The organism is Paenibacillus sp. Cedars, assembly GCF_003184205.1.
GTDB classification, from domain to species: domain Bacteria; phylum Bacillota; class Bacilli; order Paenibacillales; family Paenibacillaceae; genus Paenibacillus_AQ; species Paenibacillus_AQ glucanolyticus.
The window spans coordinates 270,570-292,749 of the sequence record NZ_CP020866.1 but is presented as its reverse complement, the minus strand read 5'-3'; the positions used below and the strand labels follow the sequence as shown (position 1 = coordinate 292,749).

The following is a 22,180-nucleotide window of genomic DNA, read 5'->3' as shown; positions in this document are numbered from 1 at the left end:
GACAATGCTCATGAATTATCCCGTCAAAATGTATGAATACCATGCTTGGGCGAATCAAGCCATATTCAACCGTCTGCTGGAGCTGCCGGGCGATGTATACAATCGGAAAATAACGAGCATTTTCCCGACCGTATCTGAGGCGTTGACTCAGATCTACACAACAGATCTCGGTTGGATGAAGATATTGTCCGGGACGGACATGAACGCTGCTTTAGCGGATGCCTACCTGCTTCGCGAGAAGCTGGAAACAATTTTGCTGGAGGACCTGAATCTTCGGTTTATCGAGCTGTCAGAACAATTCACGGCCTTTCTGTCTCAGCATCCGGATCTTGAGCAGAGCATTCGGCTGGATAATCCCTATGCCGGCATCCGGGATACCCGCTTCTCCGAAATCGTGCTGCACATCGTGAATCATGGCACCTACCGTCGGGGAAATATTACCGCCATGCTGCGCCAGCTCGGAAGCTCCTCCACGATGACCGATTACGCTTTTTTTTGGTACCGGAGTGAGTCGGAGCAGGTCCTCAAGTGAGGATTCGAAGAATCGAAGGCTCCTTTCTTGACTCGCAAGTGGCTAGCTGTTCCTACTGTACGAAACCCGACATACTGCCATATAAAAAAAGCCTGCTTCGAAAAACCAGGTTCCGAGCAGGCTATGCCTTGTCACGCGTTCTATAATTTGCGACCTTCCGTCAACCGCACCCAGAAGCCGCCTTTGAAGCTTTTCGGTTCATGAGAGATGATAAACGCCTGCGGCGACATTTTGCCCAGCGTCTCCATCAGACGGCGCTCGTTCTTCCGTTTCACGAGAACCTGCAGCACGAGCCGCTTGCCGTCCTTGCCATCCGCTTCCCATGCGGTCACGCCGTATCCCTTCTCCCTCAGGTTCATCGCCAGGTTGGTCTCTACGGAATTTACAATGACCTGTACCACGATGTACCCGAGTGCCAAATACTCCTCGATCCGGCTGCCGGCATATACCCCAAGGCCGAAGCCCAGGCAATAAGCCGCCATATTAAAGGGATTGTCCAGATTTTGCAGAACAAGATTCAGGCCGAGCAAGTAAACGAATACCTCCAGCATGGCAAGAAGAGAGGCTACCCCTCTTCTGCCTTTGATCATCAGAATCAAGCGCAGCGTAAAAATGGAGACATAGACTACGTTGATGCCGATGATCGAGCCGATAAGCGACAGCGAGATCATCGAGAATCACGGGCAGCAATGTACTCCGGCCTAGGGCTCTGACCCGAGTAGGGCTGAACGATCTTATTTTCCACGCTGTTATAGACCATGAAAATATTGCTGCGCGGCATAGGCGTGATATTGCTGTTCGAGCCGTGCATAATGTTGCAGTCAAACAGCACGATCGATCCCGCTTTGCCAACAGGTGTATCAATTCCGCCTTCCTTCACCAAGCGTGTCAGACTGTCATGGTCAGGAACGCCATATTCCTGCTTGCGCAGCGAATCCTTGAAGTGATTATCCGGTGTCTTGCCAACGCAAGCCACAAACTCCTTATGGGATCCAGGCACGACCATGAGCGGGCCATTAAAGGGATAGTTATCCTCTAGTGCGATGGAGCAGCTCAAAGCCCTCATCCGCGGCATGCCGTCCTCCACGTGCCACGTTTCGAAATCGGAGTGCCAGTAGAACTCCTTGCCCGTAAAACCCGGCTTGTAATTGATGCGCGATTGATGGATATAGGTCTCGCTTCCCAGCAGATATTCCACAATGGCCAGGAGTCTCGGATGCTGGGACAGCTCCTGGAATACCGCATGGCTGTGATGCACCGCGAACACCGAACGCACTTCGTCACCGCCTGGCTCTCGAATAACTTCATCCTTCTCCGACTCTCTCGCGGTCACCTGTAGACTGCGGGCTTCCGCCTGATAGTGCTGCAGTTCCTCCCGATCGAAGAAACCTTCCAGAAACAAATATCCGTTGCGCTCATAGAATTCGGATTGCTCCAGTGTTATAGAAGCATCCGGTGTCCAGTCCGAATACACCACAGGATCCTGTCTCTTTAAGAGTCTTGGCTCTGAATGCAATCTTGAAGGATAAACGTCCATCTCTTTTTCCTGAAACGCCGATACCTGATTATGACTCATCGCATGTCATCTCCTTTGTTCGATATGGGGGCAAGCAGCGGGTAGGTTCCTTCCTCGTCATGAACTTCAGCCCCCGTCAGCGGCGGATTGAACACGCAGACCATCCGCATCTGGGAACGAGCTCTCAAGTAATGCTTCTCATGTCCATCCAGTGCGTACATCATCCCCGGAGAGATGGGGTAAGTCTCACCCCCGACCACCTGGATCTCACCCTCTCCCTCGATGCAATAAACAGCCTCGACATGATTTTTGTACCAGATCAGCGTCTCGGTTCCGGCCTTAATGATGGTGTCATTGAGGGAGAAGCCCATGCCGTCTTTGGTGAGCAGGAGTCTTCTCGAATTCCAAGTCTTCGCATCGATATCGTCCTTCGTATCCACAATCTCTTCCAAATGTTTAACAATCATGACAACCTCTCCTCTGCTGCTAATTGTTTCACGCTGTTTATAAATATCCCCAATCCCTGCTCCAATGTGTCCATCTCAATCGTCAGCGGCGGCATGAGTTTCGCTACTTCACTGTGCGGACCTGACGTTTCCATAATCAGTCCCTGCTCGAAGGCGATTTCAGACAATCTGCCTGCGAGCTCCGGCTTATTAAAGGCAAATCCCTGGATCAGCCCCCTGCCCCGTATTTCACCGCTGAGCTGTGGATAATCCTTAGCTATACAATCCAAGGATTCGCGAATCTGATTCTCGCGAATACCGATATCAAGCTGAAAATCTTCCGTTTCCCAATAATTCAGCGCTGCCGCTGCAGCAACGAATCCGAGATTGTTGCCCCGGAAGGTGCCGTTATGCTCGCCCGGCTCCCAAATATCGATCTCCGGCTTCATCAGCGTGAGCGCCATCGGCAAGCCGAAGCCGCCGATCGATTTCGAGAGGCATATGATGTCCGGCTCAATACCGGCATCATCAAAGCTGAAGAACGGACCCGTTCGGCCGCAGCCCATCTGGATATCATCCAGAATGAGCAGCATCCCCTTATCCTTGCAGATGCGCGCAAGCTTTTGCAGCCATTCCCCGCTCGCAGCATTCAATCCGCCTTCACCTTGTACAGCTTCAACGATAACCGCCGCCGGAAGCGGAATACCGCTCCCCGGATCATCCAGAAGCTTCTCCATATATGCCATCGTATCCACGTCATCGCCGAAGTAACCGTCATAAGGCATAAATACCGAGTGGCTCAGATCCACGCCAGCACCCTGCCGCTTGAAGGAATTGCCGGTAACAGCCAGTGAGCCGAGGGACATGCCGTGAAAGGCATTCGTGAAGCACAGAACGGTGCTGCGCCCTGTCACCTTCCGCGCGATCTTGAGCGCTGCCTCTACCGCATTCGTGCCGGTCGGACCGGGGAACATCACTTTATAATCCCAGCCTCGCGGCTTTAGAATGACTTCCTGAAAGCGGGTCAGAAAGGTCTCCTTCGCTTCGGTAGCCATATCCAGACTGTGTGTAACACCATCCTGCATCATATAATCAACCAGCTTCTGTCGAATCTTCTCATTGTTGTGTCCGTAATTTAACGCGCCGGCGCCGGCAAAAAAATCAATGTATTCATTGCCTTGCGTATCCCACAGCCTTGCATTCCGAGCCTTGTCAAAGACCGTCTGGAAGCTGCGGCAATAACTTCTTACTTCCGATTCCAGATTGTTAAACACCGTAAGCTTCGGTTTCTCCATGACTTGATTGTCCATAATTCCCTCCATTGGTCTAAATGTCATTGAAAAAAGGGCCTATCACGAATAATGGCTCATCTTCATGTGACGTTCCATCCGGGAACATCTCCGCTCCATAACCTACGGTTACGGTGCTGGGAATGGATTTCTCCTCGGCATAACCGAGAAATAACCGGCGGGATGCCATGTTGCTTGGCGATACCGTTGTTTCAATGAAGCGAACGCCGTGACATGCCCTCTGGTTCATGAGTCCTGTCAGCATGGCCTTCGCAATCCCTTGCCTCCGATGCGAGCCGGCAACGGCCACCTGCCATACAAACAGCGTTTCCGGATTACGCGGTGAGCGGAATGCAGAGATAAAACCGATGATGTCTCCTTCGTGCTCGGCGATCATACAGGTATCATTGAAATAGTCTCCAAGCAGCATATAGCAATAGGGGGAATTCAGATCTAGTGATCCGGTATCTCTTACGAGCTCCCACACCCGGGCGCCATCCTGCGCTTCCGGTCTGCGATAAACGATGTCCACTCCAGTATCAACAATCATTCTATACAAGCACCTCTTTCCATGATCAGTCCCCTGGTCATTTTTCAATTAGAGCGGAATCGCTGCAGAAAGTTTTGCAGCCGCTCGCTCCGGGGATTATCGAATATCTCCTCCGGCGTCCCCTGCTCGACGATCAAGCCGTCCGCACCGAATATGACCCGGTCGGCGATTTCCTTGGCAAAATCCATTTCATGCGTAATCAGCATCATCGCCATATCGCCTTCTTCCGCGATTTCCCGGATCACCTCCAGCACCTCGCCTACCAGCTCCGGATCCAGAGCCGAGGTCACCTCGTCGAACACCATCACCTTCGGCCGCATGACCAGCGCTCGTGCGATAGCAACACGCTGCTTCTGCCCCCCGGACAGATTGGCCGGGTACATCTTCAGCTTGTCGTCCAAGCCGACTTTGCCCAGCATGGAGACGGCCCGCTCCTCCGCCTCCTCCTTGGATAAACCCAGCACTTTGCGCGGGGCCTCCGTCACATTGCGAAGCACACTCATATGCGGGAACAGATTAAAATGCTGAAAAACCATACCGACGCTGCAGCGCATTCGGTGCAAATGCTTCTCGTTTGCCCGAACAAGCCTGCCCTTCTCTTGCATATGCCAGAGAAGCTCACCATCAACCTCGATGGTGCCTTCAGTCGGTTCCTCCAGTGTCATTAACATCCGCCCCATCGTCGTTTTGCCCGAGCCGCTCGGACCAATAACAGCCACCTTTTCTCCAGGCTGCATCTCCAGATCAATGCCTTTAAGCACCTGGAGATTACCAAACGACTTCGTCACGCCCTTGTATCTCACCATCGGCTTCACTTCCGCTGCCGGGCTTGGATCAGGCTGCGGCACCTCGGCTCCGGCAAACGCATCAATTACTACTGCGTTCAATAGACTCCCTCCTTATTTTCCACGCTGCAGATTCATTCGTTTCTCCAGCCTTTGCACCAGCAAAGACGCGATATAACTGATAATTAGAAACAGAATGCCAACCAGCGTATACGGCTCGAATGCACGAAACGACTGGGAAACGATATTCTTGGCTGTCAGCATCATCTCAACAAGCGTAATGGCACACAGAATCGGTGTTTCCTTAAACATGACAATCAAATAATTGCCCAGCACCGGAATAATAGGCGGCACCGCTTGCGGCAGAATAATGCTCCGCCAGGTTTGGGCTTTCGTGTAATTCAGAGCAGTTGCAGCTTCCCACTGCCCCTTGGGGACCCCTTCGATGCCAGAACGATACACTTCGGACAGATACGTGCTGTAATGCAGCCCAAGACCGATCACCCCGGCATAGAAGGCCGGAATGGAGATTCCGGTAAGGAGCGGCAGACTGTAGTACAGGAAGAAGACCTGAACCAGCAGCGGTGTATTGCGGATAAATTCGATAAGACCTTTGGTCATGAGCGACACAGGCTTCCACTGGCTTCGAGCAGCAAAGGCAAGCAGCAGCCCGATTATCAAGGCCACCACAAAAGCGCAGAGCGTCACCCATACCGTCATTTTTAATGCACTCAGCAATTCCGGCAGGATATCAAACACATAATTCCAATCCCACATCCGCTATAGCCTCCCCGCCGTCCATTTACGCTCCAGCAGCCGAACTGCCATCGAGACAAGCGTAGCTATGACAAAATACATAAGAAGCAGCAGCACCAGAATCTCGGTTGTCCAGGAAATATAGTTGTTGCGCAGCACCATGGCCTGATACGTCAGATCCGCCATCGTGATGAAATAGACAAGTGACGTAGATTTGATGAGTTCCACCAGCTGATTTCCGAATGGCGGGAGCATTCGCAGTGAAGCTTGAGGCAATATAACATTCCACATCCTTTGCCATGGCTTCATATTAAGCGCCACCGAAGCTTCCCACTGTCCTTTTGGAACAGCCAGCACCGCGCTTCGGACAATCTCGGAGCCATATGCGCCAAAGTTGAATCCAATCGCAAGGATGGCTGCCAGCATTTTGGGAAGCTCAATGCCGATAAACGGAAGAGCAAAATACAACCAGAACAGCTGCACCAGCAAGGAGGTTCCCCGAAAGATTTCCACATACACGGCTGTAACCGTGCGGACGATCCACAGCTTCGACAGTCTGGATAAACCAGCTGCGAAGGACATGGCAATGGCCAGAACAGCTGAAAAGAAGGCGACCAAAACCGTAATCTCCGCTCCTTTCAGCAGAGTAGGAAGAAAATCGATCCATGAATTCGGCATACTATTCACCGCAAAGCGCAGCGGCTGTCATCTCGCCCGGCAGCTCTTCTTCGGTAAATCCAAACTTCTGCAAGATCTCTAGCAGCTCACCTGACTCCTTCATTTTTTCAAGCTCCGCATTATAAGCCTCCTGGAATTCGGTATCCGCTTGACGGAATGCCGTGGCCCCATAGCCCCGAACGCTTTCACCGTCGATGACCGGCTGTTCGAAATCCGCGACGCGTTCGATGTTGTCATCGCTGGCCGAATCCAGCATCGCCTGCAGGGACGGTCCCGTCATGGTAATCGCCTGCACCCGGTCTGCCTGGAGGGCACTGATGGCCGAGGCCTGATCGGGAACCTGTATGATCCGGTCCGAAGGGATGCCTGACTTCTCCATATAGCCGATTTCAACCGCGCCAGTCATGACGGCCACCTTCGCCTGATCATCCTTGGCAATATCTTCGTAACTTCCGAGTCCACTTGGATTCCCTTGCTTCACGGCAAGAGCTTCCCCTATGCTGTACTCCGGATTAGCAAACAAAACGGCGGAGCAGCGGTCCGGATTGATGAACATGCCTGCAGTGATCAGGTCAAACCGTTCCGCCTGAAGCCCGGCAACCAGGGAGCCGAACTCCGTAAGCTCACCTCTCATCTCCTTAATGCCAAGTCGCTCCAGAATGACACGGGCAATCTCAACGGCTTCGCCTGTAAGCTCCCCGCTGGCCTCTTTGTAGGCATAAGGCTTTTCATTGGCAAAACCTACGGTAATATACCCCTGCTCTTTGGCCCGTTCCAGCGTGCTCCCCTTATCGCCGCAGGCCGCGAGCGATACCACCATAACCAATGACAACAACAGCACAACAACTTTCTTCAACACCTTCCACAACCTTTCGCAATGACTTTGTTGTTCCTAAAAACGGCATGAGTAAATTATCCATGTTAACACATGTGTTAACTCGGATATGTGACATTCAGACACACTTGCACAGTCCGGGGGCTCAGGGGAGAGGTTGCATCCATTTCCCTGTGCCTTGTAAACCCAAACCGTCTGACTGATTCAATTGGCTAAACATTAGCAGGCATTGCCCTCCTCTTTTGCAGAATACAAAAAGACCACCAAACAGGGGATCTAGACATAGCTCCGCCAGCAGGGGGTCAAAAAATAGAGAAAAGGCCCCTATAGAGAATAAAGGGCCTTTGTTATGAACATCCATTATGTATACAAGACCCATCCACTGCTGACGAGGTTAGCTGACGGACTCGGGTAAGATGGTACCCTACACTCGTGAATTCAAGTGACTCGCCCCTGATGAAACTGGTTCCCCCGCTCTCCGGAAATGTATGCCGGAAACTAAGCGTGTGTTCATGATAAAGGGAAGCTCAGTAAAAGTCAAACCCCTGGAGCTGCATTTTCTGGAAAATCGGAGGTGAAATCAGCGCTCTTCCAAGGCTTATTAGTAGCCATAATCTCCACAAATTCATGGCTGTCCCCTGCCTGTCGCCTCCTTGTTCGGAGGTGTGTTTTTCGCTATACAGCAGGCATTGCGCCCATCAGATAACAGATAATTCATGCGGTAGATCATTCATGACATGAATCATGAACGATGCAGAGTAGACAAGCCCTTAACTTGGAAACAGATTTTTTTTTCAACACGATCCATTATAAGCTCTGTTAGCCCCCAATTTCGCTATTCCAAATATCATCACGATCGCTTTTTTTCGCTATTCGTTTATAGACTGATTCCTCAGAGGCTATCGTACATTCTTAAAATAATAGGTATATATCTATCATTTATAAGCTGTTAACCCATGCGGCTAAGAGAGCATTTGCGTAGTATAAAGCAAATCTAAAGGAGGTGCTTGATTTGGATCGTTCTTCTAGAAAGAGAAAATTGTGTGCTCTTAAAAAGATAGAGAAAAAAGTACTGCACGCCAAGAAAAAAAGATGTCCTGATAACGGCAATAGTGGTAAAGGTGGACACAAGCCGATTCGTCGCCACTGTGTCAGAGGTCCCCGCGGACCGGTTGGACCGCAAGGACCTCTTGGACCAGTCGGACCTGTGGGGCCGGTTGGAGCTCTTGGACCCGTTGGACCGGTCGGGCCAGCTGGGCCAATTGGGCCTGCTGGACCTGCTGGATCGTCAACAGGCATTCCGGGTCCAACAGGACCTGCAGGACCCGTTGGACCTGTTGGACCTGTCGGACCTGCCGGTGCTGCTGGAGCTGCTGGAGCGATCGGACCCGTTGGTCCTGCTGGAGCCGTCGGCCCTACTGGGCCAACAGGGGCTACTGGGTTGCCAGGTGGAGGAGCGATCATTCCTTTCGCATCCGGCATACCTCTTGCGCTTACAACCATTGTTGGAGGTTTGGTCGGAACGGTTGGTCTCGTAGGCTTCGGTATTTCGGGTCCAACCGTTACGCTCGCTGGCGGAACGATCGACCTTACGGGTGCGGGAGGTACTGCGCTTGACTTTGCTTTTAATACGCCACGCGCAGGCACCATCACGGCAATTTCCGCAACCTTCAGCAACACCTTGGCACTCGACCTGCTTGGAACTACTGTTACGGTCACAGCCCAGCTGTACAGCGCTCCGGCTACAAGCAATATCTTCACGCCAATCCCCGGTGCCCTTGTCACATTGGCTCCCCCATATACCGGCGCAGTCACATTGGGTACGGTCAGCAACGGCTTCTTGGATGGCCTGGCTATTCCGGTTGCAGCAAATACCCGCTTGTTGATGGTATTCTCCACAACAGCAACAGGTCTGACTCTGATCACTGCAACTGCCGGTTACGGCAGTGCTGGCGTCAGCATTATATAATTTGCCCTATCCCGTATCTGTCATATATAACAAAGAAGCCCCGAGCATGCTCGGGGCTTCTTCATATGGTTTAAACCGCTGTATATCCGCCATCCACCAGCAAGGTGGTGCCAGTAATAAAGGATGCGTCTTCGCTGGCAAGAAACAGCACGGCTTTAGCTACTTCTTCAGGCTGCCCCAAGCGCCCCATCGGATGCAGGCCGACCAAGTGCTGCGTGATCGCTTCAGTTCTTCCCTGAATAAGCGGAGTATCGATATAACCCGGGCACACTGCATTGACCCGGATTCCTCTGGAGGCATAATCAGCGCCCATCGACTGCGTCAGCAGCTTAACGCCGCCTTTAGCCGAAGCATATGCGGTTACTCCTGCTTTTCCGACATGGCTATGGATCGATCCGCAGTTTACAATAGCCCCGCCCGATCCCTGGGATAACAGCTGCTGGATTACATATTTATCACAGAGAAACACGCCTGTAAGATTAATATCAATCGTTCTCTGCCAATTCTCCATCGTTAACTGATCTGCGGGAGCGTCATGCGCAATGCCTGCATTCGCAAACAAGATATCCACACGCCCATACTGCTTGACCGTCTGTTCAACCATGTTGGCAACATCCTGCTCCTTGGTTACATCGGTTTTGACAAACAGGGTGTTAAACCCCGCTGCACTTAATTCGTCTGAAACAGCTTGTCCCCGGTCAGAGAAATCCGCAATAACAACGCTGGCTCCCTCTTTAACAAAAAGCCTTACCGTTGCCTCGCCAATCCCGCTGGCGCCTCCTGTTACGATAACAACCTTCGATTGAAATCTCATCCGTTAACCACTCCTCCTATATCGTTGAATTATTTATCGTATCTCGCCTGCGTTATAATGGCCGCTCAATGGTGAACATATCTCCCAGAGCAGCATAGATGTTCCCCGCCATACGGCTCACAGGCTTCAGCTTGGCAGCATCAATCCGGCCCTTCTCGTAAAGTTCCTCCGATACGTGAAACCTTACCACGCGGACGATCAGCAGATCAGCAGCTGGCCTCTGTTCTGCGTCATTCAAGGCAACCGCCTGTTCCAGTACACATTCCATGCGAATCTTGCTTTCCTGAATGCCGGGAACGGCAACAGCCTCACTGGCCACCGGCGTCAGATTCGTTCGTTCAATCTCGCTTTCATGCGGTAGAAGATTCGCAGCTGTTTCATTCACGGCTGCTACGTTATCTTCGTCCACGATATGGATGACAAGCTCACCCTTAAGCATGGCATTCCTCGCCGTATCCTTTGTAATGCCATTCTTTCGCTGAACCGAAACGGATAGCATGGGAGGATTGCTGGACACGATCGAGAAATAGCTGAACGGTGCCGCGTTCAGCACGCCATCCGCTGATAATGTTGTAACAAAAGCGATCGGTCGGGGGACAACACTTCCTATCAAAAGTTTGTAATTGTCCCGTTCGTCTTGGACTTTTGGATCAATGGATATCATTTCACTTGCCCCTCTCCAGTGTACGAATTTGGATCGGCTCCAGTCCTTCCTCAATTCGGAGGCGTTCCGGCTCCAACCACGCAGGAAGTTTCAATCGTTCACCCAATGAACGGAGATCCTCATCCATCGTAAATCCAGGCACATCCGTGGCAATCTCAAACAATATGCCCCCTCGTTCCCTAAAATATAACGATTTAAAATAATTGCGGTTCATCATATCGGTGGATGCGTACCCGTACTTCTTCACCCATTCCTTCCATTCACCGAGTTCTATATCGTCTTTTGCCCGCCAAGCAATATGATGAGCAGTTCCGGCACCTCCAGCGCCCCAAGAGATATCCCGCATCGGAAGATCAATCATATTCCCGCAGGGTCCCGCGGACGCATACCGGGCATAGTTCACATCCTCCCCAATGAATGTAAGTCCCAGTACCTGCTCAAGTGCCTCCTTCGTGTCCTTCCACTTGCTGCTGAACAGCACCGCACCGCCGAATCCTTTAATTGCTGTCTCCGAAGTAATGTCATCCACGCTCCACCCGCTCATCGATCCGCTGTCCCGCTCAACCAGTTCCAGGCGAAGCCCATCACGATCAGAGAATTGAAGATAAGGCTCATTAAACCTGAACGCTTTCATAACCGAGACGCCAAAACTCCGCAACCGCTGCTCCCAGTAGGAAAGAGCGCCTTGAGGCACTGCAAATGTGATATAACCGACCTGCCCCCCTCCATGCATGCCTCTTCGCGAAGCAGAAGACGGAAAGAACGTAATAATCGTTCCTGGCTGCCCTGCCTCATCCCCGAAATACAAATGATATACCTCTGGCGCATCATAATTGACCGTCCTCTTCACCATTCTTAACCCAAGCACGCCAGTATAAAAATCAACGTTCCTCTGCGGATCCTGTGCATAAGCCGTAATATGATGAATGCCTGCCGTTTGTAACGTCATGTTTCTTCTCCCCCTTATCGAACGTTATTTGGTAGATGATCATAGTTATTTGAATACAATCTCAATTTATAATATCTTTAATTAAAGATTATATATTTTCCTATTTGTTGTCAAGCAAGATATTCTGTTCCAAGCCCCTTTCCCTTCATAAAAAAGCCGTCAAGAACGAATACCCGTTCTTAACGGCTTCACTTTTTACATTCAGCTCATTTCTGAGCTCAAGCTTTTTCCCATTTTTCCTTAAAGAACAGCTGATACACTCTGGTAACCACAATTTTAATGATCATATACACGGGCACCACGATCAGAATTCCGATAATCCCGCCAAGATCCTGTCCCACCAGGACGAGGATGATGATTGTAATCGGGTGAATGGCCAACTGTTTACCAAAGATATACGGACCAATCAGGTTATCCTGAACTTGCTGAGCGGCCAGAATGACAACGAGGGACCAGATTGCCGTTCCCGGGGATTGGATGAACCCGATGATAACGATCGGGATGGAGGACAGAATGGCCCCGATAAACGGAATAAAGTTTGCAAAGAACGCTACCACTGTAAGCAGCAAGGCATACGGCAGCCCAATAATGAGGAAGCCGAAGTACATCAAGACGCCCAAAGCCAAATTGACGAGCACCCGTCCCACGATAAACCCTTTGAGTGCGCTATTGATTTCATCCAGTACCGAAGCACCCACTTCCTTGAAGCGGTTCGGCATAAAGCTGACAATCATCTTCCCGAACTTCCCGCCTTCCTTCAGCATGTAGTAGAGCATGATCGGGAACGTAAACAATACAATGGCAAAGTTCGATACAATCGAGAACAGATTCATAATGTAATTCGTGAGGAACGTAAAGCCTTGATTCAAATAATCGGTTAATTGGGTAAGTGGATTAGAATCCTCCGGAAATATCTCCTTGAACAAACCGTTATTTTCCCATTCCTGCAGCTGTTCCCCTAATGCAGCAAACAACGCAGGCGCATTGTCCACAAGCGCAATGATTTGATCACGCAGGGACGGCCACACTCCGATAATGAATCCCGTGAATATACCGGCAAATACGACATAAATGAGCAGAATCGCCAGCGAGCGATTGAGCTTTCGCTTTTCCAGAAGATCAACCAGCGGCCTGAGCAGGTAATAGAAAAATCCCGATAGCATCAAAGGCACGAGGATAATGGAGAAGAACGAAAGAATCGGTCTGAATATAAAATTCACCAGCGATCCCAAGTAAATAATGATCAGAACCAGGATCACGGCAAGACACAATTTGAAAAACTTATTCATTTTCAGCAAAACAGCATGCCCCTTCTCCTACTTTTTTCAATCATCGTATCATGACAACGAGTTGTGATACAAATAGCAACCGTGACAGCTTGTATGAAATGAAGACGCTGCCGCATCCACCGTTTAAAAACATCGGTTGCACGCCATACTGCGGATATATACTTCTCCTAACGGCTCACGTATAATATGAAGCATTGCAAGGGCAAGGCTATAGTTTAGGAGGATAATAAAAAACATGCATGTTACTTCCATTATTCTTGGTCTGATCATCATTCTGAATATTGTGTTCTCCATGTTCGTGGTCTTTAGGGAACGGCGGGATGCCGGCTCGACTTGGGCATGGCTGTTGGTGCTGTCCTTTATACCCATTCTCGGGTTTATTCTGTACCTGCTGTTCGCTCAAAACTTAAGAAGAATCCGACTCTTTCATTGGGATGACCTGCAGAAAACCGGTATTGAGAAGGTGTTACTGTCCCAGATGGAAGGAATGAGTTCCGGGGAATACCCGTTTCGCAACCAGGCCGCCAAGGATAACAGCGATTTGATTCATATGCACATCAACGAAAATCAGGCTATTCTTACGGACGACAACGACGTCGAGATTTTCACGGATGGACGCAAGAAGTTTGAACGACTGTTTCAGGATATTGAGGAAGCCAAAGTCTACATACACATTCAATACTATATTATCCGTCGTGATGAGCTTGGCAAGAAGTTGATGACCCTGTTAACCAAAAAGGTAAAAGAAGGCGTGAAAGTCCGGGTTCTATACGATGAGCTCGGCTCACGTCAATTAACCAAGGGATTCTTCAAGGCATTTCGCGAAGCTGGTGGTGAAGCCGAAGCCTTCTTCCCTTCCAAGCTGCGCTTCATTAATCTGCGCTTAAATTACCGAAATCACCGGAAGCTGGCGATCATTGATGGCAATATCGGCTATGTCGGAGGTTTTAATGTCGGGGATGAGTATTTGGGCCTGAACTCCAAATTCGGGTATTGGCGTGATACCCATCTGCGCATCTTAGGCGAAGCCGTCTACGCGATGCAGGTTCGTTTCATTCTGGACTGGAACCAGGCTTCTCACCATAATGACATCTCCTATGAATCCAATCTGTTTCCCAAGATCAATTCACCGGGTAATGTCGGCATTCAGATTGTCACCAGCGGTCCCGATTCAAGATACGAGCACATCAAGAACGGTTATATCAAAATGATCTCGTCCGCCAAACAATCAATTTATATCCAGACGCCCTATTTTATCCCGGATGCAAGCCTGCTTGATGCGCTTCGCATTGCGGCGCTGTCCGGTGTAGAGGTTCACCTGATGATCCCGGATAAACCGGATCATCCCTTTGTGTACTGGGCAACCTTGTCCTACATCGGGGAGATGCTGAGAACGGGTGCTAACGTATATCTATACAATAACGGGTTCATTCATGCCAAAACCATCATCATTGATGAGAAAATCTCATCCGTTGGCACGGCGAACATTGATGTTCGCAGCTTCAAGCTCAATTTCGAAGTGAATGCCTTCCTGTACGATGAGCAGCTGTCGAAACGATTGACTCGAATATTCCACCATGATCTTCGTGTATCCAGCCAGCTCACCATGAAGCAGTATCTTGAACGCTCGAGATGGGTCAAGTTCAAGGAGTCGATCTCCCGCCTGCTGTCACCTATTCTGTAGGACGAACCCGTACACTGCTTTAAATAGATTCGGATGCACATGAAGACTTTGACCGACTGGCAGAGGGCGGCAAGGTCTTTGACCCGCTGAAGATTCAGTTCTGGGGAGCGCTGTTCGGTGTGCTGGAGGACAAGTTCGGCGTATTATGGCAAGTTACAACAGAAGCTCAAATCAATTAAACGAAGAAGGCCCTTCAAGTTACCTTGGAGGGCCTTCTTCTCATATTAGCTCCGTGGTTAGAGAGCCTCGGCTGGTATAACGTTTTTATTGAAAACTCAATGGATGTGTTATTCCAACACCGGTTAACCTACCTCTGACGGTTTATCTCCACTCCACCGCTCGGCAATCTCGGCAGCTGCCAAACGGCTTGTATCCAGAATATCCTTTTTATCCAGAACAGCGTGCCCCTGCGCACGGATGATCTGATAATCGGTAATGCCCAGAAATTCGAACATGGATTTCAAATACTTATGCGAATATTCAACCTCACTATACCAATCGTTCTCGGTATATATCCCATCACTGCCCTGAATCACCACAACGCTTCGCCCATCCGTAAGGAGTCCCTCGGAACCGCTTTCGGTGTATCTGAACGTTTCCTGCGGTATGATGATGTTGTCCAAATAATCCTTCAGCCTGGAAGGGACGTTAAAATTATGCAGCGGCATAGCGATCACATATTTCGTAGCCCTCTTGAACTGCTGCAAGATTTCTGCCATCCGGCCCATCACCTTCTCCTCATCTTCTGTTAGAAGCTCCCTGGTTTCAAGCTTCTCCCACCCGTTCAACAAATTCACATCAATGGCAGGCACATGCTCTCGATATAAATCAATCTGTTCGAGCACGCTCTCAGGACTATGTGCGCGATACTGGCTTATGAAATGATCCAACACCTGCAAGCTTAGAGAATCTGCACTTACAACTCTAGGATGGGCATTAATGACAAGTACTCTTTCCATATGAACCATTCACTCCTTTAATATGTTGTTTGTTCCAGATAACCGATAACCCGTAATGACGAAGTGGATCCACCTCCTTGTTAGAATCAAGATTCAGTTGTGAAGCTCATTATTTTATATTAAATTTGTTTGTACATACAATTATAATTCGTGAAAATAAAGACCTCAGTCCTTATTCTCTAATTGATCGCTAACCTCATAGAGCCGCAGTGATAATTCGTCGCCTTCAGCGTTGCCTAAGATGGCACCATACCGGCTGCGCAGATGGTTCCAGCATTCGTGAATAACCTCTTCGAGCGCTTTCCCTTTATCCGTTGTGTAGATCAGCGACATCCTTCCCTCTACCCGATTATACACGAGGCCTTTGACGGCCAGCTTCTCAATCAGTCGGGTAACCGTAGAAGGCTGAAGATGGAGAATTTCGCCTAATTCCTTCTGCGAGATCCCTTCCTTCTCATATACAGCCATAAGTAGATAAGCATACGTTGGTGATAATCCACTTGCGGCAAACTCGTCTTCTGCCATTTTCGTAATCACCCGGCTAAGACGATTGGCTGTAAAGTACAGGCATTCTTTGATATACGTATTCAGCATCATGGCTACCTCTTTCGCTAAGTTCATCACGATGATCAACCATTTATTGTTTGCACATACATATATAATGGATTTCCAAATAAAAGTAAAGCGGCAGTTTCCCCATAACACTTGGAGTCTTCCGCCGCTTCATTTTATGGTTTCTATGCTTCATTACGGTTTGTGCTTTTAATGTGAATCACTTTTATTCTACGTGACCCGGATCCATGTACATGACTTCCCACAGATGACCATCTGGATCCTGGAAGCTCCATCCATACATAAATCCATGATCCACCGGGTCATTGGAAGGCGATCCCCCTGCAGCGAGTGCATGATTCACGATTTCGTCTACCTGCTCACGACTGTCTGCCGACAATGCCAGAATAACTTCCGTTGTATTGGCCGCATTGGACAAATCTTTCTTCGTGAAGGTTTTGAAATAATCCTCGGTGAGCAGCATCGCAAAAATATTGTCGCCGATTACCAGGCAGGCTGCGTTCTTATCCGTAAATTGCGCGTTAAATTCAAAACCGATTTTCGAGAAGAATTCCTTCGTTTTCTCCAGGTCCTTTACAGGCAGGTTCACAAAAATATTATCGCATTTCAACGCCATCTCGGGATCACCTCATTTTATTTGATAGACTCATCTTAACACGGGCAGCAGTACAACATTTCTCTTCACTTGCTATGTTCAAACCATTATTCGTCGAATTCAGTGAAAAACACATCCGTCAAAATGGCCTCCGCTCTCTTCAAGCTGGGGGAATCCAGCCTGCGGAGCATGCTCAGGATCCTCTCGATCTCCTCCGTTTCACTTCCGAAAACTGATAGCGGAACCCCCTCAGTCTTGAGTTGGTCTTCGGGGAGGCACAGTTCGCCAGCTTCCCCTTGAATCAGGCTCGGCACCTCGCTGTCTTCAAAGTTAACCCAAGATGCATCGATCGTATCCTGCATACTGCGATTCAAAAATCGCAGTTCATCCTCGCTGTATCTTCGCAAGAAAAGGCTGATTCCGAGATCCATTTGCTCGTGCAGCGCACCATGCAGCTTGAAGATCTCTCTTCCGGCAGGAGTCAGCGTAAATATGATTTCCTTTTTGTTATCCGGCAGATTCTCCATATGGAGAATCTGTTTATCAACCAATCTTTTGGTTATTTTGGAGACGCTGCCCTTCGGAATCCCGAACTGTTTGGAAATCGTGATCCCGTTAACAGGCTCCAATCTGCCTACCGCATCCACCACGTGCAGCATCGTAACGGTCATTTCCCTCAGCAACTCGATTAGCTCCGGCTGATTGCAGCGTTGTATCATCCACTGTCTCTCTTCGTCATCCTCGGCCTGGAATTTCTTCTGCAGCACGGAAACCTTCTGCTTTAATTCAAGGATCCATTGATCCTTCCGAGAGGTTCGTTCCCAAGAAGAAGCAGAATTCCGGTCTATTTCCATATCCGTATCTCCTTACGCTCAGCTATCGTCCTATTTAGTATAACAAGATCCTGGAACTAATTAAAGTTTCCTTGGAAACAATATTAACTTAATGGGCATGGATATATTATATCGTTCCCTAGAAACATATTTATAATCGCGGAAACAATATTCCTGAGAAGAGAGGTCATTTATGAGAGCCGTTATTGTGTTTGATCATCCCTATGGCGGAAAGGCATCCGAATATGTTGCCCACCGAAGAAGTTTTTCCGAAGCACGGGTTCGTTTTCTGAACCATACGCAGCAGCGTTTCAGCCGACTGTAAGCTGTACCCATGAATCGAAAAAAAGATGCCTCCAGGCAGCGTCAAACCGCCTGAAAGGCATCCATTTAATTTGATTCCGTCATGTTTATTAGTTCGATAACTCCGCTACGCGCAGCAATCTCATGACAGTTACAACCGTTTGAGCTTTCGTCACATGGGATTGCGGATCCAGCTTGGCAGCGGATACCCCCTGCATAATCTTCTGTTCCACTACGAAGGCGACGGACAACTTCGCATAGGACGACACCTTGGAGTGATCTTTGAATTTGTTTAACAGCCCTTGATCAGCCTCATTCTTCTTGCCTGCATATTCCAGTACACTGCTCAGGATGACAGCCAATTCCTCACGGGTAATCAGACTGTTTGGATCAAAGATATCGCCTGTACGCCCCTTCACCAGCCCTGCTGCCTTGGCAGCCGCAATTTCTTTGGCATAAGGGGCATTCGCGCTCACATCCTGGAAGTTAGCAAGGCTATCATCTGGAAGAATACCCAGCCCTTTCACTACAATGGATATCATTTCGGCACGGGTAATGTTTTTATTCGCACCAAACGTGCTGATGCTCTCCCCAGACACAATCAGCTTCGCAGCCGCTTGTTCCACGTCTTCCTGTGCCCAAGAAGGAATCCTATCGTTAAACCGGACATCCTGCTGAAGCAGAGCATAAATACCGCTTCCCGTCCTCCTCATCTCCACGGTAACCGTACCGTCCGCATTCACCTTATACAAGGTTGGAGAGGATCGAAGCTCATTTGTGCCTGATATATAAACCACTCCGCCCGCGCGCTTTGTATCTATCTTTTTGGCATCCACGGTTACCAGCTCACTGACATAGGATTTCCCGTAATGTTTCAGCTCCGTAGTTGTTTTATCCGCGTTCAGCTGCTCGAGCTTGAACAACAGCGGAGAAGTCAGAGTTTCTTTACCCTTAAGCAGGGATGCCACGCTCGTAGCATCGGCTGCACCGGGAGCCACAATGGAGACTTTCACATGGCCGGAAACCGAGATCAGCGAAGCCGGAATCCGATATTCTGTGCCGTTTACGATAACGGACAGACTGGCCTGGGCTCCTTTTTTCGCGATGGCTGCAATCACTTCTTGTGGAATCTCAAACTCAGCCTGCTTCGCACCCGTGCCCGCATGAATCTGGAAGCTGGAAGAGTCCGAAAGGTTAATGCTGTTAACTGCTGCTGCCGTTGGCACGGTAACCACCGCCTTATCTCCCTCAAGCACAACTTTTGCTTCCAGTTCATCCTTTCCTTTAGGCGGCTGCGGCGTCGAAGGCGTAGTAGAACCGGATCCGCTTGATCCGCCGGAACCCTCAGATCCGCCTGTGCTGTTGCCAGAAGTCGTAACGCTCAGTAGATTCGAAGCGCTGGATACGCGGTTAATTTCATCCCCCGCCCGATCCACAGCAAGCACATGAATCTTGTAATTCGTTAGAGCGTTAAGGCCATTAATGATATAACCCTTCTCGGTGACTGAACCTGCCAATGCATGGTTCACATAGACTTCGTACCCCGTTGCCCCTGGCACTGCATCCCATGTGACTTGAATGGAGCTGGAGTCGGCATTGACCCGTTGAAGATTCGTTGGGGCCTGTAATGCTGAAGCATTGACTTTGCCGTTAACCGGCAGGTCATGGACTAATTGGGTGGTTAATGTTTTATTACGATCACCACTTATTTCCCAGCTCATGACGCCTGCAATATCCAACGATTTCACAATGGAAGCCGCATACTTCATGGTGTTCTTATCGTTGTAGGTGATGAACACTTTATTCTGATCATTGTACAGATAAGGCACCTTAGCCGATTCGTTCCAATATCTCTTGTACCCGTTCTTGTCGATGTAGTTGTTCTCGAGATCACTGAAATCGAAAATGGCATTTTCCCAAGACTTCAAATCAGTCCCGCCCTTATTGCAAGTCTGATACTGACCAAGTGGCCCGCAGCCATCCCAGCCCTTGCCATAGTAGGGTACTCCCACAATCAATTTATGCTGTGGTACCCCGCCATTCAGATGGCCTAACAATCCGCCAAGCACATGATTTCTTGGAGCAGAAGACTTTGAAAGAGCTTTATCATAGAACAATGGTGAATTATGATGACCAAACGGGTCATCTTTGCCACTATAGTCATAAGTCATAATATTAATGAAATCCAGATACTGGACTGAATTCGCAAAATCTGCGTTAACGGTAAAGTTATCTCCCTGACCGGAAGCAATCGTCAGCAGATAATATTTTCCATCTTCTGACCCCGCAGCATCCAATGCCTCGCGAACGGTTTTCATTAATAATGTGAAGTTTTCTTTATCCTCCGGTGCTCTGGAGTTCGACTCTTCACCTTCTTCAACAGGATATTCCCAGTCAACATCCAGACCATCAAACTTATAATCTCGTAGGAACTTCACAGCAGAATTAGCAAAAGTACGGCGTGTTTCTTCCGTCATGGCTACGTTAGAAAAATTATCAGACCAAGTCCAGCCTCCTACTGAAACCATAAGCTTCAAATGAGGGTTCGATGCCTTGATAGATTCGAAAGCTGCGAAATTCTGAAAATCAAATGTCGGATCTCCAATCACAATTTCTCCGTCATGGACGTATCGATCCTGTGCAGGAATATTAGGGTCTTCGCAGGCTCTCGGCCCGCTCCCGTATTTTTTCCAGCATATATCGGCGAAGGCATAGTTAATGTGGGTGATCTGTGATACATCCAAGTCACCAGGATGAAAATTACGCTCTTCGGTACTAGCTGACCAAGAAGTGTAGTACGTAATATTGTTATAATTGCTGCCAGGCACTACCGACACTGCTTCGCTTTCAGACGAAGTCCATAGGCTGTTATGACCCACTACCTTATACGAATAGGTCTTTCCTTCTTCCAGTCCAGCAGCTACATATCGGCTCCCGCTACTCGAGCCAACCTTTACCCCATCCTGATAAATGTCGTAACTTGTGGCCCCGGGCACCGGTGCCCAGCCCAGTGAAGCCGTAGATCGTGTAGAAGTGACTACTTGTAACCCTCGAGGTTGAGCCAGCTCCCCCCATTTAAGGGTAACAGCATTACTATTGGCGGATGCTTCCAAAGCTCCATTCACACTTCTCTGTGCACCTACTTTAAAAGTATAAGTCTCTCCTGCTTCCAAAGGTCCATAAGTAGCCGTGGTAACGGAGTTTTCCCAAGTGCCGCCTTTCCATGCTCCATTAATATAAATGTCATAGGCTTCGGCCCCGGGACTCGAACCCCAACTCAGCGTAACCGTATCTTCCGTTGCATCTTCAATCTTAAGATGACTTGGAGGAGTCAACGGTGCATCTTTATATTCAGCTTCATCTTTGGTTGTGATGAATTCCAATACATTGCTTTTGTGTTCTTTTTTCACGTCGCCGTCCCAAGTAATATAGATTCGGTAGGTCGTTTCAGGTGTCAATCCGGTCACCGCACGAGTCCAGAAGTTTCCCCATGCCAGCCAGTTGCCTGAATCCGCGTCCCACACTTGTATATTATTTTCACCTTCGACGGGTTTGAAATCCCATTGAAATATCGCCATGTTATGAGAGACACTTTCAATACGAAGATTCTGCGGCGCCAACGGATCCTGAGATCCATAAGTTGCGCTTGTTACCGTCAACGGATCGACGCTGGAACTGACTGCCGGTATGTCTGAGGGAGGGGCACCATCTGAAGCATAGGATACAGGCGCGTTGAGAAGAGGGGTAAAGATAAGGATTAGAGCCAGAAACCATACCACCCATTTCGGGTGCTTTTTCGTCATAAATGAGTTCACCGTTTTCACCTCTGTCGATATATTTCGATTGCAAAGGATACAGCATTTCCATGAATGTCTGTTCTCTCGGTGTCATCGGGTTATATCCATGATGGCTTGCCCCATTTCGAATTTCGCCCGAAATTCAACTTATTTTGAAAGCGGTTACTATTTTTTCCAGATGGATTGTGTAACGTTTATCATATCCCCCTCTTCATTCCAGTATATCAATCTCTTATCCCAACGCTCTGCTACAGCCTCCCTTCAAAGAACTTCATATATTTAATGCATATTCATATTTGTATCATGGAACCTAACCTCTCTATTGAGAAGGGATACATTTCCATAAACATGGGATAAAATCTTG

Annotated in this window: 22 protein-coding genes and 1 riboswitch; of the genes, 4 read left to right on the top strand and 18 right to left on the bottom strand. The window is 49.0% G+C overall.

The window, feature by feature from the left end:
• Positions 1-10: 10 nt before the first annotated feature.
• On the top strand, positions 11-532 hold the full coding sequence (locus B9D94_RS02850; protein ID WP_063477819.1) for a DinB family protein: 522 nt from the start codon (positions 11-13) through the stop codon (positions 530-532).
• 140 nt (positions 533-672) lie between these two features.
• Here B9D94_RS02850 and B9D94_RS02845 read toward each other — a convergent pair whose 3' ends face one another.
• The 9 genes from B9D94_RS02845 to ehuB are packed head-to-tail and all read right to left on the bottom strand — an operon-like array spanning position 673 to position 7,372.
• Positions 673-1,203 carry a DUF2179 domain-containing protein gene (locus tag B9D94_RS02845; RefSeq protein ID WP_006212824.1) on the bottom strand — a complete coding sequence of 177 codons (531 nt, stop codon included), beginning with the start codon at positions 1,201-1,203 and terminating at the stop codon, positions 673-675.
• A complete protein-coding gene (gene thpD / locus B9D94_RS02840) occupies positions 1,200-2,108 on the bottom strand; it encodes an ectoine hydroxylase (RefSeq protein ID WP_036643579.1) in 909 nt (302 codons plus the stop codon). The genes B9D94_RS02845 and thpD overlap by 4 nt, the downstream gene beginning before the upstream one ends.
• Positions 2,105-2,515, bottom strand: a complete 411-nt coding sequence (locus B9D94_RS02835; protein WP_006212826.1) for an ectoine synthase — start codon at positions 2,513-2,515, stop codon at positions 2,105-2,107. Before B9D94_RS02835 ends, thpD begins: the two co-directional genes overlap by 4 nt.
• Positions 2,512-3,804: a diaminobutyrate--2-oxoglutarate transaminase gene (gene ectB, locus B9D94_RS02830; RefSeq protein ID WP_148246422.1), complete on the bottom strand. Its 1,293-nt coding sequence runs from the start codon at positions 3,802-3,804 to the stop codon at positions 2,512-2,514. The genes B9D94_RS02835 and ectB overlap by 4 nt, the downstream gene beginning before the upstream one ends.
• 16 nt (positions 3,805-3,820) lie before the next feature.
• A complete protein-coding gene (gene ectA / locus B9D94_RS02825; protein ID WP_006212828.1) occupies positions 3,821-4,333 on the bottom strand; it encodes a diaminobutyrate acetyltransferase in 513 nt (170 codons plus the stop codon).
• Between the two features lie 44 nt (positions 4,334-4,377).
• Positions 4,378-5,220 carry an ectoine/hydroxyectoine ABC transporter ATP-binding protein EhuA gene (gene ehuA, locus B9D94_RS02820; protein WP_148246421.1) on the bottom strand — a complete coding sequence of 281 codons (843 nt, stop codon included), beginning with the start codon at positions 5,218-5,220 and terminating at the stop codon, positions 4,378-4,380.
• A 12-nt stretch (positions 5,221-5,232) separates the two neighbouring features.
• Positions 5,233-5,895 (bottom strand): ectoine/hydroxyectoine ABC transporter permease subunit EhuD, encoded by a 663-nt coding sequence (gene ehuD / locus B9D94_RS02815; protein WP_148246420.1) that lies wholly within the window; start codon positions 5,893-5,895, stop codon positions 5,233-5,235.
• A gap of 3 nt (positions 5,896-5,898) precedes the next feature.
• Positions 5,899-6,552: an ectoine/hydroxyectoine ABC transporter permease subunit EhuC gene (ehuC, locus tag B9D94_RS02810; RefSeq protein WP_036643586.1), complete on the bottom strand. Its 654-nt coding sequence runs from the start codon at positions 6,550-6,552 to the stop codon at positions 5,899-5,901.
• Position 6,553: 1 nt separating this feature from the next.
• A complete protein-coding gene (gene ehuB / locus B9D94_RS02805) occupies positions 6,554-7,372 on the bottom strand; it encodes an ectoine/hydroxyectoine ABC transporter substrate-binding protein EhuB (protein ID WP_228030115.1) in 819 nt (272 codons plus the stop codon).
• Between the two features lie 385 nt (positions 7,373-7,757).
• Positions 7,758-7,902: riboswitch (cyclic di-AMP (ydaO/yuaA leader) on the bottom strand.
• A gap of 497 nt (positions 7,903-8,399) precedes the next feature.
• Between ehuB and B9D94_RS02800 the strand changes: the two genes are divergently transcribed.
• The gene (locus B9D94_RS02800) at positions 8,400-9,356 is read left to right on the top strand and encodes an exosporium glycoprotein BclB-related protein (protein WP_301337239.1); all 957 of its coding nucleotides are present in this window, start codon (positions 8,400-8,402) and stop codon (positions 9,354-9,356) included.
• Between the two features lie 70 nt (positions 9,357-9,426).
• Here the strand turns inward: B9D94_RS02800 and B9D94_RS02795 are convergent, their stop codons facing one another.
• The 4 genes from B9D94_RS02795 to B9D94_RS02780 all read right to left on the bottom strand — a co-directional run bounded on the left by B9D94_RS02795 (position 9,427) and on the right by B9D94_RS02780 (position 13,081).
• Positions 9,427-10,170: an SDR family NAD(P)-dependent oxidoreductase gene (locus B9D94_RS02795; RefSeq protein ID WP_006212835.1), complete on the bottom strand. Its 744-nt coding sequence runs from the start codon at positions 10,168-10,170 to the stop codon at positions 9,427-9,429.
• 52 nt (positions 10,171-10,222) lie between these two features.
• Complete coding sequence (locus B9D94_RS02790; protein WP_148246418.1) at positions 10,223-10,834, bottom strand: flavin reductase family protein; 612 nt, start codon at positions 10,832-10,834, stop codon at positions 10,223-10,225.
• A 1-nt stretch (position 10,835) separates the two neighbouring features.
• On the bottom strand, positions 10,836-11,783 hold the full coding sequence (locus B9D94_RS02785; protein WP_148246417.1) for a VOC family protein: 948 nt from the start codon (positions 11,781-11,783) through the stop codon (positions 10,836-10,838).
• 218 nt (positions 11,784-12,001) lie between these two features.
• Positions 12,002-13,081 (bottom strand): AI-2E family transporter, encoded by a 1,080-nt coding sequence (locus B9D94_RS02780; protein ID WP_006212838.1) that lies wholly within the window; start codon positions 13,079-13,081, stop codon positions 12,002-12,004.
• Between the two features lie 226 nt (positions 13,082-13,307).
• On the opposite strand from B9D94_RS02780, the gene cls reads away from it, so the two are divergent.
• On the top strand, positions 13,308-14,756 hold the full coding sequence (gene cls, locus B9D94_RS02775) for a cardiolipin synthase (RefSeq protein WP_063477825.1): 1,449 nt from the start codon (positions 13,308-13,310) through the stop codon (positions 14,754-14,756).
• A gap of 302 nt (positions 14,757-15,058) precedes the next feature.
• Here cls and B9D94_RS02765 read toward each other — a convergent pair whose 3' ends face one another.
• From B9D94_RS02765 to B9D94_RS02750, 4 genes are all read right to left on the bottom strand, one after another.
• Positions 15,059-15,715 (bottom strand): FMN-dependent NADH-azoreductase, encoded by a 657-nt coding sequence (locus B9D94_RS02765; RefSeq protein ID WP_148246416.1) that lies wholly within the window; start codon positions 15,713-15,715, stop codon positions 15,059-15,061.
• Between the two features lie 165 nt (positions 15,716-15,880).
• Positions 15,881-16,309 (bottom strand): MarR family winged helix-turn-helix transcriptional regulator, encoded by a 429-nt coding sequence (locus tag B9D94_RS02760; protein ID WP_040681070.1) that lies wholly within the window; start codon positions 16,307-16,309, stop codon positions 15,881-15,883.
• 184 nt (positions 16,310-16,493) lie between these two features.
• Complete coding sequence (locus B9D94_RS02755) at positions 16,494-16,904, bottom strand: VOC family protein (RefSeq protein WP_006212842.1); 411 nt, start codon at positions 16,902-16,904, stop codon at positions 16,494-16,496.
• A gap of 86 nt (positions 16,905-16,990) precedes the next feature.
• The gene (locus B9D94_RS02750) at positions 16,991-17,737 is read right to left on the bottom strand and encodes a helix-turn-helix domain-containing protein (RefSeq protein ID WP_148246415.1); all 747 of its coding nucleotides are present in this window, start codon (positions 17,735-17,737) and stop codon (positions 16,991-16,993) included.
• 172 nt (positions 17,738-17,909) lie between these two features.
• Here B9D94_RS02750 and B9D94_RS31730 point away from each other — a divergent pair, with 172 nt between their 5' ends.
• Positions 17,910-18,041 (top strand): hypothetical protein, encoded by a 132-nt coding sequence (locus B9D94_RS31730; RefSeq protein WP_301337238.1) that lies wholly within the window; start codon positions 17,910-17,912, stop codon positions 18,039-18,041.
• 88 nt (positions 18,042-18,129) lie between these two features.
• On the opposite strand, the gene B9D94_RS02745 is transcribed toward B9D94_RS31730, so the two are convergent.
• Positions 18,130-21,822 carry a glycosyl hydrolase family 18 protein gene (locus B9D94_RS02745; RefSeq protein WP_148246414.1) on the bottom strand — a complete coding sequence of 1,231 codons (3,693 nt, stop codon included), beginning with the start codon at positions 21,820-21,822 and terminating at the stop codon, positions 18,130-18,132.
• Between the last annotated feature and the right edge of the window lie 358 nt (positions 21,823-22,180).

Bases quoted from the DNA above. Each gene is read 5' to 3' on its own strand.
- B9D94_RS02760 (WP_040681070.1), bottom strand. From the start codon at position 16,309: ATGCTGAATACGTATATCAAAGAATGCCTGTACTTTACAGCCAATCGT.
- B9D94_RS02790 (WP_148246418.1), bottom strand. From the start codon at position 10,834: ATGATATCCATTGATCCAAAAGTCCAAGACGAACGGGACAATTACAAA.
- ehuC (WP_036643586.1), bottom strand. From the start codon at position 6,552: ATGCCGAATTCATGGATCGATTTTCTTCCTACTCTGCTGAAAGGAGCG.
- thpD (WP_036643579.1), bottom strand. From the start codon at position 2,108: ATGAGTCATAATCAGGTATCGGCGTTTCAGGAAAAAGAGATGGACGTT.
- B9D94_RS02795 (WP_006212835.1), bottom strand. From the start codon at position 10,170: ATGAGATTTCAATCGAAGGTTGTTATCGTAACAGGAGGCGCCAGCGGG.
- B9D94_RS02850 (WP_063477819.1), top strand. From the start codon at position 11: ATGAATTATCCCGTCAAAATGTATGAATACCATGCTTGGGCGAATCAA.
- ehuB (WP_228030115.1), bottom strand. From the start codon at position 7,372: ATGGTGGTATCGCTCGCGGCCTGCGGCGATAAGGGGAGCACGCTGGAA.
- B9D94_RS02755 (WP_006212842.1), bottom strand. From the start codon at position 16,904: ATGGCGTTGAAATGCGATAATATTTTTGTGAACCTGCCTGTAAAGGAC.
- B9D94_RS02785 (WP_148246417.1), bottom strand. From the start codon at position 11,783: ATGACGTTACAAACGGCAGGCATTCATCATATTACGGCTTATGCACAG.
- B9D94_RS02845 (WP_006212824.1), bottom strand. From the start codon at position 1,203: ATGATCTCGCTGTCGCTTATCGGCTCGATCATCGGCATCAACGTAGTC.
- ehuD (WP_148246420.1), bottom strand. From the start codon at position 5,895: ATGTGGGATTGGAATTATGTGTTTGATATCCTGCCGGAATTGCTGAGT.
- B9D94_RS02745 (WP_148246414.1), bottom strand. From the start codon at position 21,822: ATGACGAAAAAGCACCCGAAATGGGTGGTATGGTTTCTGGCTCTAATC.
- ectA (WP_006212828.1), bottom strand. From the start codon at position 4,333: ATGATTGTTGATACTGGAGTGGACATCGTTTATCGCAGACCGGAAGCG.
- cls (WP_063477825.1), top strand. From the start codon at position 13,308: ATGCATGTTACTTCCATTATTCTTGGTCTGATCATCATTCTGAATATT.
- B9D94_RS02765 (WP_148246416.1), bottom strand. From the start codon at position 15,715: ATGGAAAGAGTACTTGTCATTAATGCCCATCCTAGAGTTGTAAGTGCA.
- B9D94_RS31730 (WP_301337238.1), top strand. From the start codon at position 17,910: ATGAGAGCCGTTATTGTGTTTGATCATCCCTATGGCGGAAAGGCATCC.
- B9D94_RS02750 (WP_148246415.1), bottom strand. From the start codon at position 17,737: ATGGAAATAGACCGGAATTCTGCTTCTTCTTGGGAACGAACCTCTCGG.
- B9D94_RS02835 (WP_006212826.1), bottom strand. From the start codon at position 2,515: ATGATTGTTAAACATTTGGAAGAGATTGTGGATACGAAGGACGATATC.
- ectB (WP_148246422.1), bottom strand. From the start codon at position 3,804: ATGGACAATCAAGTCATGGAGAAACCGAAGCTTACGGTGTTTAACAAT.